At 63.1% G+C, this 13,883-nt stretch carries 15 protein-coding genes; 5 read left to right on the top strand and 10 right to left on the bottom strand.

Annotated features, from left to right (window positions below):
- Positions 1-75: 75 nt before the first annotated feature.
- Both ABNP46_RS19580 and ABNP46_RS19575 read right to left on the bottom strand, forming a co-directional pair.
- Positions 76-987 carry a DMT family transporter gene (locus tag ABNP46_RS19580; RefSeq protein WP_349920056.1) on the bottom strand — a complete coding sequence of 304 codons (912 nt, stop codon included), beginning with the start codon at positions 985-987 and terminating at the stop codon, positions 76-78.
- 322 nt (positions 988-1,309) lie between these two features.
- Entirely contained in the window at positions 1,310-1,750 is a 441-nt protein-coding gene (locus ABNP46_RS19575; RefSeq protein ID WP_349920054.1) for a DUF2214 family protein, read from the bottom strand.
- Positions 1,751-1,915: 165 nt separating this feature from the next.
- On the opposite strand from ABNP46_RS19575, the gene ABNP46_RS19570 reads away from it, so the two are divergent.
- Positions 1,916-3,442 carry a sensor domain-containing diguanylate cyclase gene (locus tag ABNP46_RS19570; protein WP_349922590.1) on the top strand — a complete coding sequence of 509 codons (1,527 nt, stop codon included), beginning with the start codon at positions 1,916-1,918 and terminating at the stop codon, positions 3,440-3,442.
- Between the two features lie 53 nt (positions 3,443-3,495).
- Here ABNP46_RS19570 and ABNP46_RS19565 read toward each other — a convergent pair whose 3' ends face one another.
- The 6 genes from ABNP46_RS19565 to ABNP46_RS19540 all read right to left on the bottom strand — a co-directional run bounded on the left by ABNP46_RS19565 (position 3,496) and on the right by ABNP46_RS19540 (position 8,789).
- Complete coding sequence (locus ABNP46_RS19565; protein WP_349920052.1) at positions 3,496-4,155, bottom strand: HAD family hydrolase; 660 nt, start codon at positions 4,153-4,155, stop codon at positions 3,496-3,498.
- A gap of 65 nt (positions 4,156-4,220) precedes the next feature.
- Entirely contained in the window at positions 4,221-5,228 is a 1,008-nt protein-coding gene (locus ABNP46_RS19560) for an ABC transporter ATP-binding protein (RefSeq protein WP_349920051.1), read from the bottom strand.
- A gap of 6 nt (positions 5,229-5,234) precedes the next feature.
- Positions 5,235-6,011, bottom strand: coding sequence for an ABC transporter permease (locus ABNP46_RS19555; protein WP_349920049.1), 777 nt, complete (start codon positions 6,009-6,011; stop codon positions 5,235-5,237).
- Entirely contained in the window at positions 6,004-6,900 is an 897-nt protein-coding gene (locus ABNP46_RS19550; RefSeq protein ID WP_349920047.1) for an ABC transporter permease, read from the bottom strand. Before ABNP46_RS19550 ends, ABNP46_RS19555 begins: the two co-directional genes overlap by 8 nt.
- A complete protein-coding gene (locus ABNP46_RS19545) occupies positions 6,900-7,733 on the bottom strand; it encodes an alkaline phosphatase family protein (protein WP_349920045.1) in 834 nt (277 codons plus the stop codon). The genes ABNP46_RS19550 and ABNP46_RS19545 overlap by 1 nt, the downstream gene beginning before the upstream one ends.
- Before the next feature lie 9 nt (positions 7,734-7,742).
- Complete coding sequence (locus ABNP46_RS19540; RefSeq protein WP_349920043.1) at positions 7,743-8,789, bottom strand: ABC transporter substrate-binding protein; 1,047 nt, start codon at positions 8,787-8,789, stop codon at positions 7,743-7,745.
- A gap of 254 nt (positions 8,790-9,043) precedes the next feature.
- Between ABNP46_RS19540 and ABNP46_RS19535 the strand changes: the two genes are divergently transcribed.
- The gene (locus tag ABNP46_RS19535; protein ID WP_349922588.1) at positions 9,044-9,811 is read left to right on the top strand and encodes a UTRA domain-containing protein; all 768 of its coding nucleotides are present in this window, start codon (positions 9,044-9,046) and stop codon (positions 9,809-9,811) included.
- A 113-nt stretch (positions 9,812-9,924) separates the two neighbouring features.
- On the opposite strand, the gene ABNP46_RS19530 is transcribed toward ABNP46_RS19535, so the two are convergent.
- Together ABNP46_RS19530 and ABNP46_RS19525 are read right to left on the bottom strand one after the other, a co-directional pair.
- Entirely contained in the window at positions 9,925-10,689 is a 765-nt protein-coding gene (locus tag ABNP46_RS19530) for a helix-turn-helix domain-containing protein (RefSeq protein ID WP_349920041.1), read from the bottom strand.
- A gap of 455 nt (positions 10,690-11,144) precedes the next feature.
- On the bottom strand, positions 11,145-12,059 hold the full coding sequence (locus ABNP46_RS19525; RefSeq protein WP_349920039.1) for a LysR family transcriptional regulator: 915 nt from the start codon (positions 12,057-12,059) through the stop codon (positions 11,145-11,147).
- A 256-nt stretch (positions 12,060-12,315) separates the two neighbouring features.
- Here ABNP46_RS19525 and ABNP46_RS19520 point away from each other — a divergent pair, with 256 nt between their 5' ends.
- The 3 genes from ABNP46_RS19520 to ABNP46_RS19510 all read left to right on the top strand — a co-directional run bounded on the left by ABNP46_RS19520 (position 12,316) and on the right by ABNP46_RS19510 (position 13,840).
- Positions 12,316-12,648 (top strand): hypothetical protein, encoded by a 333-nt coding sequence (locus ABNP46_RS19520; RefSeq protein ID WP_349920037.1) that lies wholly within the window; start codon positions 12,316-12,318, stop codon positions 12,646-12,648.
- Positions 12,649-12,677: 29 nt separating this feature from the next.
- A complete protein-coding gene (locus ABNP46_RS19515; RefSeq protein WP_349920035.1) occupies positions 12,678-13,364 on the top strand; it encodes a pirin family protein in 687 nt (228 codons plus the stop codon).
- Positions 13,365-13,447: 83 nt separating this feature from the next.
- Positions 13,448-13,840, top strand: a complete 393-nt coding sequence (locus ABNP46_RS19510; RefSeq protein ID WP_349920033.1) for a DoxX family protein — start codon at positions 13,448-13,450, stop codon at positions 13,838-13,840.
- Positions 13,841-13,883: the final 43 nt, after the last annotated feature.

Below are 13,883 nucleotides of genomic sequence, written 5' to 3'. Positions count from 1 at the left end.
CTTGCATCCGGGCCCGTGAGCCCCCGTCGGCAGGGTCGGTGATCCCATGCCGGATCCATGAGAGGGCGCCTGGGATCAGGGCTGGCTGGGCACCTTGTCCCGGCGGGATTTCCACCACCAGCGCAACCGGATCTGGGAGATGAGCATGCCCGCCAGCATCAGGGCGCAGCCGACGATGGCGCGCTCGTCCAGGACTTCGCCGAGCAGCAAGACACCGCCGATGGCGGCGAAGACGGTCTCCAGGCTGAGGATGATGGCGGCGTGGGCCGGATGGGCGCCGCGCTGACCCACCACCTGCAGGGTGTAGCCGATGCCGACCGATACCAGACCGGCGTAGAGCAGGGCCTGCCAGCCCGCCACGGCGCCGGTGAGGGTCGGTACCTCGATGACGAAGGCGGTGGCGAGGCTCAGCAGGCCGCACACCACGAACTGGACGCCGGCGAGGCGGATGGGGGCGACCCGGTTGGAGTAGTGATCCAGCACCAGCAGGTGGATGGCCCAGAACAGGGCGCCGACGACCTGCAACAGATCCCCGTAGCCAATGGTGAAGTCGTCGGTCACGCTGAGATAGTAGAGCCCGGCCATGGCGATGAGGGCGCCGATCCAGGTATTGGCCCCCGTCTTGTGGCGCAACAACAGGCCGATGACCGGCACCAGTATGATGTAGAGCCCGGTGATGAAACCCGCCTTGGCGGCCGTGGTATAGAGCAGCCCCACCTGCTGCAGGGAGGCGGCGCTGAACAACACGGTACCGGCGAGCAGGCCACCCGTCAGCAGCAGGCGGCGCTCAGCGGCCGGTTGCCCGGATGGCGCACTGGGTTGCCGTGACTTGAGCCACCACAGCAGGGGCAACAGGGAGAGGGCGCCGAGCAGGAAGCGCAGGCCGTTGAAGGTGAAGGGGCCCATGTGATCCATCCCCAGGCGCTGGGCCACGAAGCCCAGCCCCCAGATGGCGGCGGCCATCAATAACATCATGTTCGAACGCATGTGAATTCATCCCTGAAGCAGCAATAACGGGAGCACTCCTCGGCTCCTGTCACCACGATACCCGTGTACGGGGGGGATTGTCGCGGGATTTGCGATCGCAGGCTGACCCAACCGCGGGCGGGCCCGAGTCAGCACCGAGGCGGCGGAGTGACCGCCACCAGTGGCGAGAAGGTGGCTACCTTGGCGTGGCTGCTGGCAGGGTCTGGGTCAGCACTGAGATTGCGGAGTGACCGCCACCTGTGGCGAGAAGGTGGCTACCCTGGCGTGGCTGCTGGCAGGCTCTGGGTCAGCATGAGGATTGAGGCGTGACCGCCACCTTGGCTCAGCCGCTGGCCAGCCTGGCCAGCACGGGGATCAGGGCCAGCAGCAATAGGTTGCCCCTGAGGATCCAGATCACCCAGAACTGCTGCTGGGTAGAGACGATGGGGGCCTGCCCCTGGCGCAGGGAGCGGCGCCAGCGATGGAACAGCCGGCTGGGGTAGCCAAAGCTGATGGCCATGACGAAGAACAGCAGCAGCTTGGTGCGATAGCCGTGATTGGCGAACAGGGCGGCGGGGCTCATGGGGTGGGCGAGTACCTGCAACACGCCGGTGATGAAGATGAGCAGCAGCGCCAGGGCCGCCAGATTGTCCGCCAGCAGCAGCTTGCGTACCTGCTCGATGGACATGCCACGCCGGAACAGGAAATAGACCGAGGTCACCGCCCCGGTGAGCGTGATCACGGCGCAATAATGGAGCGCCGTCAGCAGATCCGGGTTCAACATCTGAGCCTGTTCCTTCTCGTCTTGCTCATCGCACGCTTCCTCTTGGTGCCATCTGGCAGGGCTGATATTCTGACATCAGATCGCATCGGACGGTAGCGGGGGCCCGGATTGGCCAAGGGTGACAAGCGGATTGTGACCACGCAGAATTGGTCTCTGGTTGCCAGGATGCGACTGGGGCTTGTCTTGCTATTTCTGCCGGTGCTGATGCTCGGCAGTATCTACTATCTGCACATGGAACGCAGCCTGCAAAATGACTTGCGCCAGCGCCTGCTCGCCACCAATCAACAGCTGCAACACGGCTTCATCGAACCCTATCTCAACGAACTTGAGCGCGAATTCAGCCTGATCTACGAACGGGTCAGGGTTGAGGACTTCAGCGGCCCCACTGTGCTGCACGGCGATCGCTACCGGCAGGAGTGGTCGCTCTACACGAAGATGATGGCGGATCTCATCTACGTCTACGTGGGCACCGCCAGCCGCCAGATCCTGATCTATCCCGACTGGCGAGCGGACGCCGATTTTGACCCCAGAGTGCGCCCCTGGTATCAGCTGGCGAGCCAGCATGTGGGCAAGATGGTCTGGACTGAGCCCTATCTGGATTACAGCGACGGCAACCTGGTGATCTCCCTGGCTCGCGCCCTCACCGATCAACGAAATGAGGTGAAGGGGGTGGTGGCCATCGACGTGGTGCTGGCTCCCTTCTCCGCCCAGCTCAACAACCAGCCCGATGCGGGCTATCAGATGATCATCAACCGCTCCGGCAAGGTGCTGGCCTACCCGGATGCAAACCAGCTGATGAAGGCCATGCCGCATCCCAGGTGGCTCTCCCGCTTCCAGCACAACGAGGGCATCTTCCTGGACGAGGAGTCCCAGCAGTTCGTGGCCTACCGCCGTCTGCCCCACTGGAACTGGGTGCTGATCAGCGTGCAGCCGGCGGCCAGCTTCCAGGCCGTGGTGACCCGCGCCTCCTTCAACGTGCTGGGGGTCGTGGTGCTGGCCAGCGTGCTCTATGCGCTGCTGGCGCTGTTCTGGTCCCGCAACTTCAGGCGCATGCAAAACGAGCTCTCCACCATGATCCGGGAGAGTCGTTTGCGGCCTGACGGTGTGCCCCAGGGGGGGATGCGCGAGCTGAGCCGGGTCTATGCGGAGCTGGCGGAGGTGAGCAAGGATTATCACGAGGTGCGCCAGCAGGCCAACATGGACAAGCTGACCGGCCTCTACAACCGGCGCTTCTTCGATGAGCGGCTGCATCACCTGCTGGCGGAGCAGCAACCCTTCTGCCTGGCCATGCTGGATCTGGACAACTTCAAGGGGGTCAACGACACCTATGGCCACCAGACCGGAGACGTGGTGCTCAGGCGAGTGGCCCATCTGGGGGCCCAGCTGCTGGGGGATCATGGCTGGGTCTGCCGCTATGGTGGCGAGGAGCTGACGGTGCTGTTGATCAACCCCGATGCGGTCTTCTGCCAGATGCTGCTGGAGCAGTACCGGGACCGGGTGGCGGCCCTCGAGTGGCGCGAGCCCGCGCTCAGGATCACCTTCAGCGGCGGGCTGGTGGCCAACACCCCGGGTCTGGATGCCAAGGCGTTGCTGACCCTGGTCGATGCGGAGGTCTATCGCGCCAAGCGGGACGGCAAGAACCGGCTCTATTTCGGTCCCCCCATCGATCTCCCCACCCTGGCGATGCCCTGACGAGAGGCGAGCGGCAGATGAATGGCACAAGAGCCCGGCAGGGCTCCTGGTGATCAGACGGCCAGCTGCCAGCTGAGGCGTGGCCAGTCCAGTTCCTCGGCAACCTGGCGCAGGCCCGGGGCCGGGTTGACCGCATGGGGGTGAGCCACGGCCCGCAGCAGTGGCAGATCGTTGTGGGAGTCGCTGTAGCCATGACTCTCCTGCCAGACATGAGGCTCCCCGCCGAACAGCTGGTTGACGCGACTGACCTTGCCCTCCCGAAAACTCAAGGTACCCCGGGTCTGGCCGGTGAGCCTGCCCTCTTCCTCATCCAGCAGGATGGCGACGCAGTGATCCATTCCCAGCATGCGGGCCATGGGGGCCACCAGGTGTTCGCCGGAGGCGGAGATGAGCACCAGGACGTCACCTCGTTGCCGATGCCACTCGATGCGAGCCAATCCTTCCGGATAGATCCGCTCCCGCAACACCCCTTCGGCGAAGTGCTGGCACAGGCTGTCGAGCCAGGTTCTGGGCTTGCCCGCCAGGGGTTGCAGGGTGAAGGCCATGTATTGGTGCATGTCCATCTTGCCCTGATGGTAGAGGGACATCATGGCCTGCTCCTCGGCAATCATGGCCTCCGGGGCCAGCCCCTCCGCCACCATGTACGCCAGCCAGAGGCTGGCGGAGTCCCCGGCGATCAGGGTCTCGTCCAAATCAAACAGTGCCAGTGCCATGTCCACTCCTCTTGAGGGTTGCCGGCACCCGGGCGCCGGTAGAAAAAAGAATAGGATTCATCAGCTTATGCTACCTCACAGAGCTGATCCCGGGCTATCGCCAGGGTGACGCCCGTGCCCACGGGCAGCAGTTCACAGGCCGAGCGGTTGAGGGCATCCACCGTCAGCAGGCCCGCCGCGCACTCCACTTGGTAGCGGATGACGTTGCCGAGCAGCTGTTGCTGGCGAATGATGCCGGGCAGGCTGGGATCCTGGCTCTGGCTCCCGGCCGGCAGCAGGCTGATGGACTCGGGGCGCAGGGCCAGCCTGCCGTGGTGGTCGGTCCCCAGCAGCGCACGGGCCTGCCCGGATTCGAGCAGGTTGTAGTGACCGATGAAACCCGCCACGAAGGCGTTGGCGGGCCGGGTGTAGATCTGCTCCGGGCTGCCGCTCTGCACTATATGACCCCTGTCCATCAGGAAGACCCGATCCGACAGGGTCAGCGCCTCCTCCTGATCGTGGGTGACGAACAGGGTGGTCAGCTCCAGGTGCTGCTGGATGGCGCGGATCTGTTGACGCAGGCTGCGGCGGATGCGGGCGTCCAGCGCCGACAATGGCTCGTCCAGCAGCAGGATCCGGGGGCGCACCACCAGGGCGCGGGCCAGGGCGACCCGTTGGCGCTGACCGCCGGAGAGTTCACTCGGGTAGCGCTTCGCCAGCAGGGTGAGCTCCACCAGGTCGAGCACCTCCCGCACGCTGCTGGCCAGCTCCCGCCCCGGTTGGGGCTTCATTTTGAGGCCGAAGGCGACGTTGTCCCACACCGTCATGTTCGGGAACAGGGCATAGCTCTGGAACACCATGCCGATGCCCCGCTGCTGGGGCGCCAGCCAGGTGATCTCCTCTCCCATGACCCGGATCTGGCCACCGTCCACCGGGGTGAGCCCGGCGAGGGCCCGCAGCAGGGTGGACTTGCCGCAGCCGGAGGGGCCGAGCAGGGTCACCAGCTCCCCCTTTCGGATGCCGAATTCGATCCCCTCGAACACCCGTGTCTCGCCGTAGGATTTATGCAACTGATTGACTTCTAAGTGGAACATGACTTGTCACCGATGGAATCTGTTGGCCGCCCAGGTGAGCAGCAGGGTCAGCAGGAAGTAACTCATCACCAGGGCGCTGGTGAAGTGGCCCGAGGTGGATCTCATGTTGTAGAGATAGACCTGCAGGGTCTCGTAGCGGGTGCCCACCAGCATGTTGGCGAACACGAACTCCCCGAGCAGGAAGGAGAGCGACAGAAACAGCGCCGCCAGCAGCCCCTTGCGCAGGCAGGGCAGCACCACCAGGGCGAAGGCGCGGGCGCTGCTGGCACCGAGCAGGTGGGCGGCGTCCATCAGATCCTTGAGCGGCACCCCCTGCAGGCTGTTGGCCAGGGCCCGGTACATGAAGGGCAGCACCACGGTGAACCAGGTGCCGATCAGGATCCACGGCGTGCCGATGAGAGGCAGGGGCCCGTCCGCGTAGATCTGCAGCAGACCCACCGAGGAGACCACGGGGGGGACGGCGAAGGGCAGCAGGATCAGCAGATTCATCCAGGGATCCAGCCTTGGGAAGTAGTAAGCCACTACCAACACGGTCGGAACCAGCACAGCCGTCCCCAGCAGCAGGGTGGCGAAGCAGACCAGCAGGCTGCGACCGAAGGCGGCGAGGAAGCGGGGATCCCCCCAGAGCTTCAGATACCACTCCAGGGTCAGCCCATCCGGCAGCAGGGTGGCGCCCCAGCGGGTGGAGATCGAATAGAGGAAGGTGGCCAGCAGGGGCAGCAGCAGGGTCGCCACCAGGGCGCCCAGCACCCACCTCGGCCAGCGCGGTGTCAGGTCACGCATGGGAGTTCCCCTTGTTCAGATAGCTTCGCTTGAGCAGCCACTGGTTGGCGGCGGTCACCACGCCCAGCAGCACCATCAGGATCACCGCCAGCGCCGCCGCCAGGTTCGGTTCGAGGAAGATGTCGCCGGAGACCAGGCTGGCCACTCGTATGGTTACCAGGTTGAAGTTGCCCGTGGTGAGGGCATAGGCGGAGGCATAGGCCCCCACCGCGTTGGCGAACAGGATGATCAGGGTGCCGAGCAGGGCGGGGGTCAGCACCGGCAGGGCCACCTGCCACACGTATTGGCGCGGGCTGGCACCGAGCAGGGCGGCGGCCTGGGGCCAGTCATCCTGCAGGGCATCGAAGGCCGGGTAGAGCAGCAGCAGGGCCAGGGGGATCTGGAAGTAGGTGTAGATGAGGATGAGGCCGCTGCCGGAGTAGAGGTTGAAGCCGTCGATCCAGCCCCAGGATTTGAGCAAGAGCGTGATGGCGCCGTTGATGCCGAGGATGATGATGAAGGCGAACGCCAGCGGCACCCCGCTGAAGTTGCCGGTCATGGTGACGAAGGCCAGCAGCAGGCGCTTGACCCCCTCGCCGCTGTGGCGCAGGGCCGCCGCTCCGAGGGTGCCAATGGCGAGCCCCGCCAGGCTGCTGATGCCGGCGATGCGCAATGAGTTGCCGAAGGATTGCAGGTAGAAGGGAGAGCCCAGGATCTCCTGATAATGCCCCAGCCCCCAGCCATCCGGGGTCTGCAGACTGCCCACCAGTACCCATACCATGGGGGCGAGCTGGAACAGGATCATCAGCAGCGCGAACGGCAGCAGCACCAGGGCGGGCAGCCAGTGACGGCGGGCGCGGCCCTGGCGCGCACCTTGTGCTGTCAGGGTATCAGTGGCGGCAGGCATCATCAGTGGACCTCCCGGTTCTGGCCCGTCTTGAGCAACTGGGGGCCCCTCGGCTTGTCGTGGGACACGCCGAGCAGGTCCGCCATCAGGGCGCAGAGCTGGGTCTGCTGGATTGCGGGCCCAGCCGGCCACTGGGCCACGAAGGCATCCCCGAACAGCCAGAGCGGCACCTGGCGCTCGGCGGGCAGGGTGCCACCATGGCTGCGATCCTCGTTCATGCCGTGATCCGAGGTGATCAGCACCTGATACCCCTCATCCAGCCACTGGGGCAGCAGATCGGCCAGCAGGCTGTCCATGCGCCGCGCCTGGTTGCGGTATTGGGGGGAATCGAGGCCAAATCGGTGGCCCGCATCGTCCACCCCCATGGGATGGATCAGCAGGAAGTCCGGATCGTACCGGCTGCGCAGCCACTCGCCGTCCAGCAGCAGATGGCTGTCGGGGTAGCCGTCATCCCAGTAGAAACAGCCATGCTGGATCGGCAGTTGCTCGTCGTGGGTGAAGCGATCCCGCAGCGGCTGCCAGGGGCTCTGGTTGTAGAGTTCGCTGACCCAGTGATAGGCCGCGGCGGCGGTACGTTTGCCGCCGGCGCGGGCCAGATGGAAGATGGAGTCGTGCTGGCTGAGGCGGCTGATCCCATTGTGGGTGATGCCGCTTGTCACCGGGGGCACGCCGGTCAGTATGCATTCGTAGAGTGGCCGGGAGAGGGAGGGCAGGGCGCAGAACAGGGTCGTGAACAGGCCGCGCTCTGCCTCCACCATGCCTTCGAGGTAGCCCATGGTGTGGGTTACCTCGGCAGACAGGCCATCCACAAGTACCACTATCACCTTGTGTTGCACTGGCATTCCTTACTGCATGTTGATCATGACGGTTTCCTGCCACTGGCGGGGCAGGGCCTTGGAGCTCTGCTCCCAGGCGGCGTGATCCTGGACCGGCTTGGCATTGGCGTACTGCTCGGTCGGCAGCAGCTTGGCCTTCACGTCATCCGGCAGCACCACGTTGTCGCGGATGGGGCGGGCATAGCCGCGGGCCAGGTTGACTTGACCGGCATCGGAGAGGATGTACTCCCGCGCCAGCTTGGCGGCGTTGGGGTTCTTGGCCCACTTGTTGATGATGGTGGTGTAACCGGCGATGACGGAGCCGTCGCTCGGGATCACCACGTCAAACTTGGCGGGGTCTATCTGGTCGCGGTAGTTCAGCGCGTTGAAGTCCCACAGCACCCCCACTTCCACCTCTCCCTTCTCGATATTGGCGATGGTGGGATCGTTCAAGGACAGGCGGCCCTGCTTGGCCAGCTTGCCGAACAGCTCCAGCGCCGGTTTCAGGTTCTTCTCGCTGCCGCCGGTGGCATAGGCCGCCGCCAGCACGCCGTTGTTGGCCTGGGAGGCGACACCCACGTCACCCAGGGTCACCTTGTAATCGCCACCCAGCAGGGACTGCCAGCTGGTGGGGGCGGCCTTGACCAGATCCTTGTTGATCAGGAAGGCGATGGTGCCGGTGTAGGCCAGCATCCAGTGGCCGTCCGCGTCCTTGGCCCAGTTCGGAATGTCCGCCCAGGTGGAGGGTTTGTAGGGCTGGGTGACCCCTTGCTGCACGGCGACCGGACCGAAGGCTCCGCCCACATCGCCGATGTCGGCGGTGGCGTTGGCCTTCTCGGCGGCAAACTTGGCGATCTCCTGGGCCGAGCTCATGTCGGTGTCCTGGTGCTTGATGCCGTAGACGCTGCCGATCTGCTGCCAGGTGTCCTTCCAGTTCGCCCAGCTGTCGGGCATGCCGACGCTATTGAGCTGGCCTTCGCCGCGGGCGGCCTTCTCCAGATCCGCGATATTGTCTGCCGCCAACAGCGGCTGGCTGATGGCCACCAGGGCCAGTGCACTTGCGATCACGCTTTTCATCATCCCATCCCTCTGGACTAGGTCAGTTAAGGTTCGAGAGGGATGCTAGGGGGCAAATGTGACGGTGGCGGGGCAGTTGAGTGGCAGTTTGATGACAATGGGCGCAAGGGTTGTGGCCACGCTGGTCGGCGGGTTCCTCTTGCATCACCTGAGTGCGCTGTCACCGGCTTGTCATTCTGTTGGGGTACAACGTTGCCCCAACGCCGCTGGCATAGGCCAGTCATCAGCAGGACCCGACCGTGAGCCAGAGCCGAATGCCCTCCAAGAGTGAACAGATATGCCAGATCTTGCGCCGTTACATCGGCAGCGGCCAGCTGGGGGCGGGGCAGCAGCTGCCTGCCGAGCGGGCCCTGAGCGAGCGCTTCGCCACCACCCGCATCACCGTCAAGGAGGCGCTTTCGAGCCTCGAAGCGGATGGCCTCATCTACCGGGCCGAGCGGCGCGGCTGGTTCGTGGCGCCCCCCAGGCTCACCTACGACCCCGCCATCCACACCCATTTTCATCAGTGGATTGGCGAGCAACAGCGCATGGCAGAGACCCGGGTCTTGGCCCACGGCAGCGCCCTGGCCAGCAGCGAGCTCTGCCACTGGATGGGGCTGGCTCCGTTTACCCCGCTCTATGAGATCAGGCGCCAGCGGCTGATCGACGGGCGGCCTGTGCTCCACGTCAGCCATCATCTGCTGGCGAGCCGCTTCCCGGATATCGCGAGCGCCCCCCTGGCCAGCTCCCTCACCGAGCTCTACCGGCATCGCTATGGCATAGGCCAGGGCGGGGCCAGCCTCGAGATCACTCCTTCGGCGGCGCGCGGAGCCATCGCCCAGGCCCTCAATCTGGCGGAGGGGAGCGCCGTGCTGCGGCTGGTGCGGGTCAATTACGACGAGGCGGGGGCGCTGGTGGACTGCGACATCGAGCACTGGCGATCCGATGCGATTCGCATCTGTCTGGATACCCGAACCCTGGTGCCACCACGAGGGATGCACGCTCCCGTGCTGGCCGACAGCCCGGGCGCCGTGCCAGGGTGAGGGAGTCAAAGCGCGCCACGCTGGTTCGTCGAGGGACTGGTCTGGGTTGGAGTGAAAAAGGATCCTGCCAGTTTGATGGCAGGATCCTGATCCTGGGAAGGGATCCCGGCGGATCAGTTGTCGATATTGGGGATCAGGTCGTCGAAGCTCTGGTAGCCGCAGTCGGCCAGTTGCAGGGACATGGTGTAGGTCTTGCTGTCTTCCCGCTGGCCGATGGCGGGGCGGTTCAACTTGAGCTCCTGATGCCAGTACTCCTTCATGCGATCGATCAGCGCCATGGCCTCGCTCTCGTTCAGGTGCAACTGGCACAGGGCCATATAGTTGTTGGACTTGTGCATGTTCTCCACCAGATAGTCCCCCAGCACCGACATGGCCTGGCGTGCCTGCTGGCGGGCGAAGCGGCTGTGCTGCTCGAAGCTGATGCGCTCGCTGATGAGGAAGTGGTAGCTGTTGTCGATGCCGAGCTGCAGTATGCCGAGGCGCTCCAGCTTGCGCAGATAGAGATAGCAGGAGGCATCGGTGAGGCCATAGTCCCGCTTCAAGTCCACCAGGGCCTTGTCACGCCAGAAGATGTTGGCGAGGAAGGCGTAGAGGCCGGGCTCCTTGTGAAATGCCTCGTCCTGCTCCTGGGTGAAGACGGCGCGCCGGCTCTGGGCATCCTGGGTCTTGTCCAGCAGCTCTTCGAACGACAGTCCCACCAAATGGCAGATCTCCAGCAGGGTATCGAACGGCAGGGAGGGCTTGTTCATCATCCGCTTGACGGTGGCGATGGAGACGCCCATGGCCTCCGCCAGGGTCTGGTAGCGGATCCCCTTGTCGGTGAGGGTCTTCTTCAGGGTGTCGAGAATGTGGTTGGCCAGGGTCTGGCTATAGGTCATGCAATTATTCCTTTATCTGCATTTTTAGTCGTGTCAGAAAGTGAGAGTTTTTATGGTTTTGGGCTCAGAAATTGACACCTTGAAAAACCAGAGGAAATAAACCCGGCGATAACGGCTGAAATGGACTGACCAGTGAGGTAGCAAGGTGGCAGATTATGACACTCCATGGTGCATATCCTTCAACCTTTCAACATTTTGCTGGTGATGCATATTACATCGCACATAATTCAACACGAATCGGATTCATAACCTTCCTGGTTGAGAAAACGATTGTTTGCTTCCAATTTAAGGGTTTTTTAAACCGTAAGGTTTTTATTCTTTCCTGGCATTGAGCGGAGCTCGCAAGAGATCCGCTTTTTCTTTTCTCCGAATCTGAGCCCGCCGTCAAGGAAGAGGCGCATCTTTCGCCTCTTTCCCCCCGCTCGCCATCATTTCGGTACTCAATCGATTCAGCTTTACGTCTCCTTGCAGGGGAACAGCCTGGGGATCTCCCGGATCAGCCAGCTCTTGGCCTTGCCCATGGTATCCCGCCGCCAGGCCAGGGCGACCTGTACCTGATGACGATACTCGGGCCCTATCACCTTGAGTCTGCCCGCCTTGATGTCTTCGGCAATCCAGCTCATCGGCATGGTACCGACCCCGATCCCCGCCAGCAGGGCGTCACGCTTCTCGGGCATGGTGCTGACGGTGAGGCGTGGCTGCTTGTCGAGCAGGCGGTAGGTGAGCACGGGTTTGCGCAGGGCGGAGTCGGCGATGGCGATGGCGCGGTAGCGGCGCAGGGTATCGTCCGCCAGGGGTTCTGCCTCCTGATGCAGGGGGTGATCCGGGTGGGCCACGTAGAGCATCACCTCTTCCTGCAGTATCTGATGCTTGATGCCGGTCAGCATGATGTCGGGGTTGAGGGTGGCGATGAGCAGATCGGCGCGGCCATCTTCCAGCGACTCCCAGCTGCCCGCCAGCACTTCGGCCCGCAGCCGCAAGCGGGTGTCGGTGAGCTCGGCCAGGCGCTCCACCAGCGGATAGAGCAACTGGATCGGCACCAGGGCATCGACGGCGATGGTGATGTCGGTCTCCCAGCCACGGGCCAGTGCCCGGGTCTCCCCCACCAGATGTTCTGCCGCCTCCAGCAGCACCCGACCCCGCTCCAGCAGCATGCGCCCGGCGGGGGTGAACTTGGTGCGATGGCCGCTGCGATCGAACAGCATGGCGTCCAGCTCATCCTCCAGCTTCTGTACCGTGTAGCTCAGGGCCGATGGCACCTTGCCCAGCTCATCGGCTGCCGCCGCAAAGCTGCCCCGGCGATCGATGGCATCCAGCACCCGGATGGCTTCCAGGGTCAGGGCCCGTTCCTTGTTCGTCTCCTTGGCCATATCTAACCTTCAATTTTTTTGAATATGTTTGCCAGATTATCTCGCTAACAACTTAGGGCAACTCACCCTAATATTCAATCATCGCTTCGGCAGGAGAGCCGAGCGGCCAAATAATAGGTAGTTCAGGGCCGTGACACCCCAAGGGGTGAAGTCTGATGTCGGTGAAAGAACAACACCATATTTGAATGACCTCTTGCATGGATGCATTGATTCGGGCCAGTCGGCCTTGGCAATGACATATAAAACAAGAGAGTGAATGAACATGAAAAACGTAATCAAGATGCTGGCCGTTGCAGGCCTGATGACCGCTGGTGTGGCTCACGCTTCCGTCCCCGCTGACTTCAGCGCCGCACCAGGTGTGCTGGTCGTGAACTGGCAGGCAAGCGCTGCCATCGACGGCAAGTCCAACCCCATGCTGGAGGTGCGTGACGAAGCCGGTGATGTGCTCGCCTCGGTTCATGCGAACCTGACCGGCACCCAGATCGTGAAGATCCCGAGCCGCACCCAGGGCAACCTGACGGTCAACCTGGGCAATGAAAGCAGCAATTACCGCATCCCCTTCGGTCTGGGTGACGGTCGCCAGCGTTAATACACGCCTTGCTACATGAGGAGCACACCATGATGAAATTGAGAGCCGCAGCAGAACGAGGTCACGCCAACTTTGGCTGGCTGGATGCCCGTCACAGCTTCTCGTTCGGTCACTACTATGACCCGGACTGGATGGGACACTCTGTCTTGCGAGTCATCAATCAGGATCGGGTGTCGCCGGGTGGCGGTTTTGCCACCCACCCTCATGCCAACATGGAAATCCTGACCTGTGTGCTGAGCGGCACCATAGAACACAGGGACAGCCTCGGTCATGCCGAGCAGATCCCGGTGGGAGAGTTCCAGTTGATGAGCGCAGGCTCCGGCATCCGCCACAGCGAGTACAACCCCTCGCAGACAGAGCCGCTCTCCCTGCTGCAGATCTGGATTGAGCCGAACGAGTTCGGTACCGAACCGGGTTATCAGCAGAAGAAGATTGAAACCCAGCCCGGTATGACCCTGGTGGCGTCACCGGACGGGGAAGCCGGATCCTTCAGGATCCGCCAGCAGGCCCGGGTATGGCGACTGCAACTTGCACATGGGGAATCCCTCGAATGGGCATTGCAAGGACGCCACGGTTACCTGCATATGATTTCGGGGGAGCTGACTGGCAATGGTCTGGCTGCCCAACCCGGCGATGGTCTGCTCAGCCGTGATGAGCAGAGTTGGTCGCTGATGGCTTCGCAAGACAGTGAAGCCCTGCTGTTTGATCTGCCGTGATTTATAAATCATGGTGAAATTAATGAGTTACTAAATCGGTCTTACACTATTAACGAGTGATGAGTAATCAAAGGAATCTGGAGATGGACAAAATGAGAGACGTGGCACTGCTGGTGGGTCGTGTATTGCTGGCACTGATGTTTGTGGTGGCTGGCTGGGGCAAGATCGGCGGTTATGCCGGTACCCAGGGGTATATGGAAGCCATGGGGGTTCCCGGATTCATCCTGCCGCTGGTGATCCTGCTGGAGCTGGGTGGTGGTCTCGCCATCATGCTGGGCCTGTTCACCCGTAGCCTCTCCGTGCTGATGGCCGGTTTCACCCTGATGGCTGCCTTCATCTTCCACTATCAGCCTGCCGAGCAGATGCAGATGCTGATGTTCATGAAGAACGTCTCGGTGGCCGGTGGTTTCCTGGCCCTGGCGGCGGCCGGTGCCGGTGCCTTCAGCCTGGATGCCCGCCTCGGCAAGAACTGGTAATGCCCTGATAGTTGAAGTTTTCCAACGCCTTTGGCCGGTGCGA

The organism is Aeromonas veronii (genome assembly GCF_040215105.1).
Lineage (GTDB): Bacteria > Pseudomonadota > Gammaproteobacteria > Enterobacterales > Aeromonadaceae > Aeromonas > Aeromonas veronii_G.
This window is presented reverse-complemented; position numbering and strand designations above follow the sequence as displayed.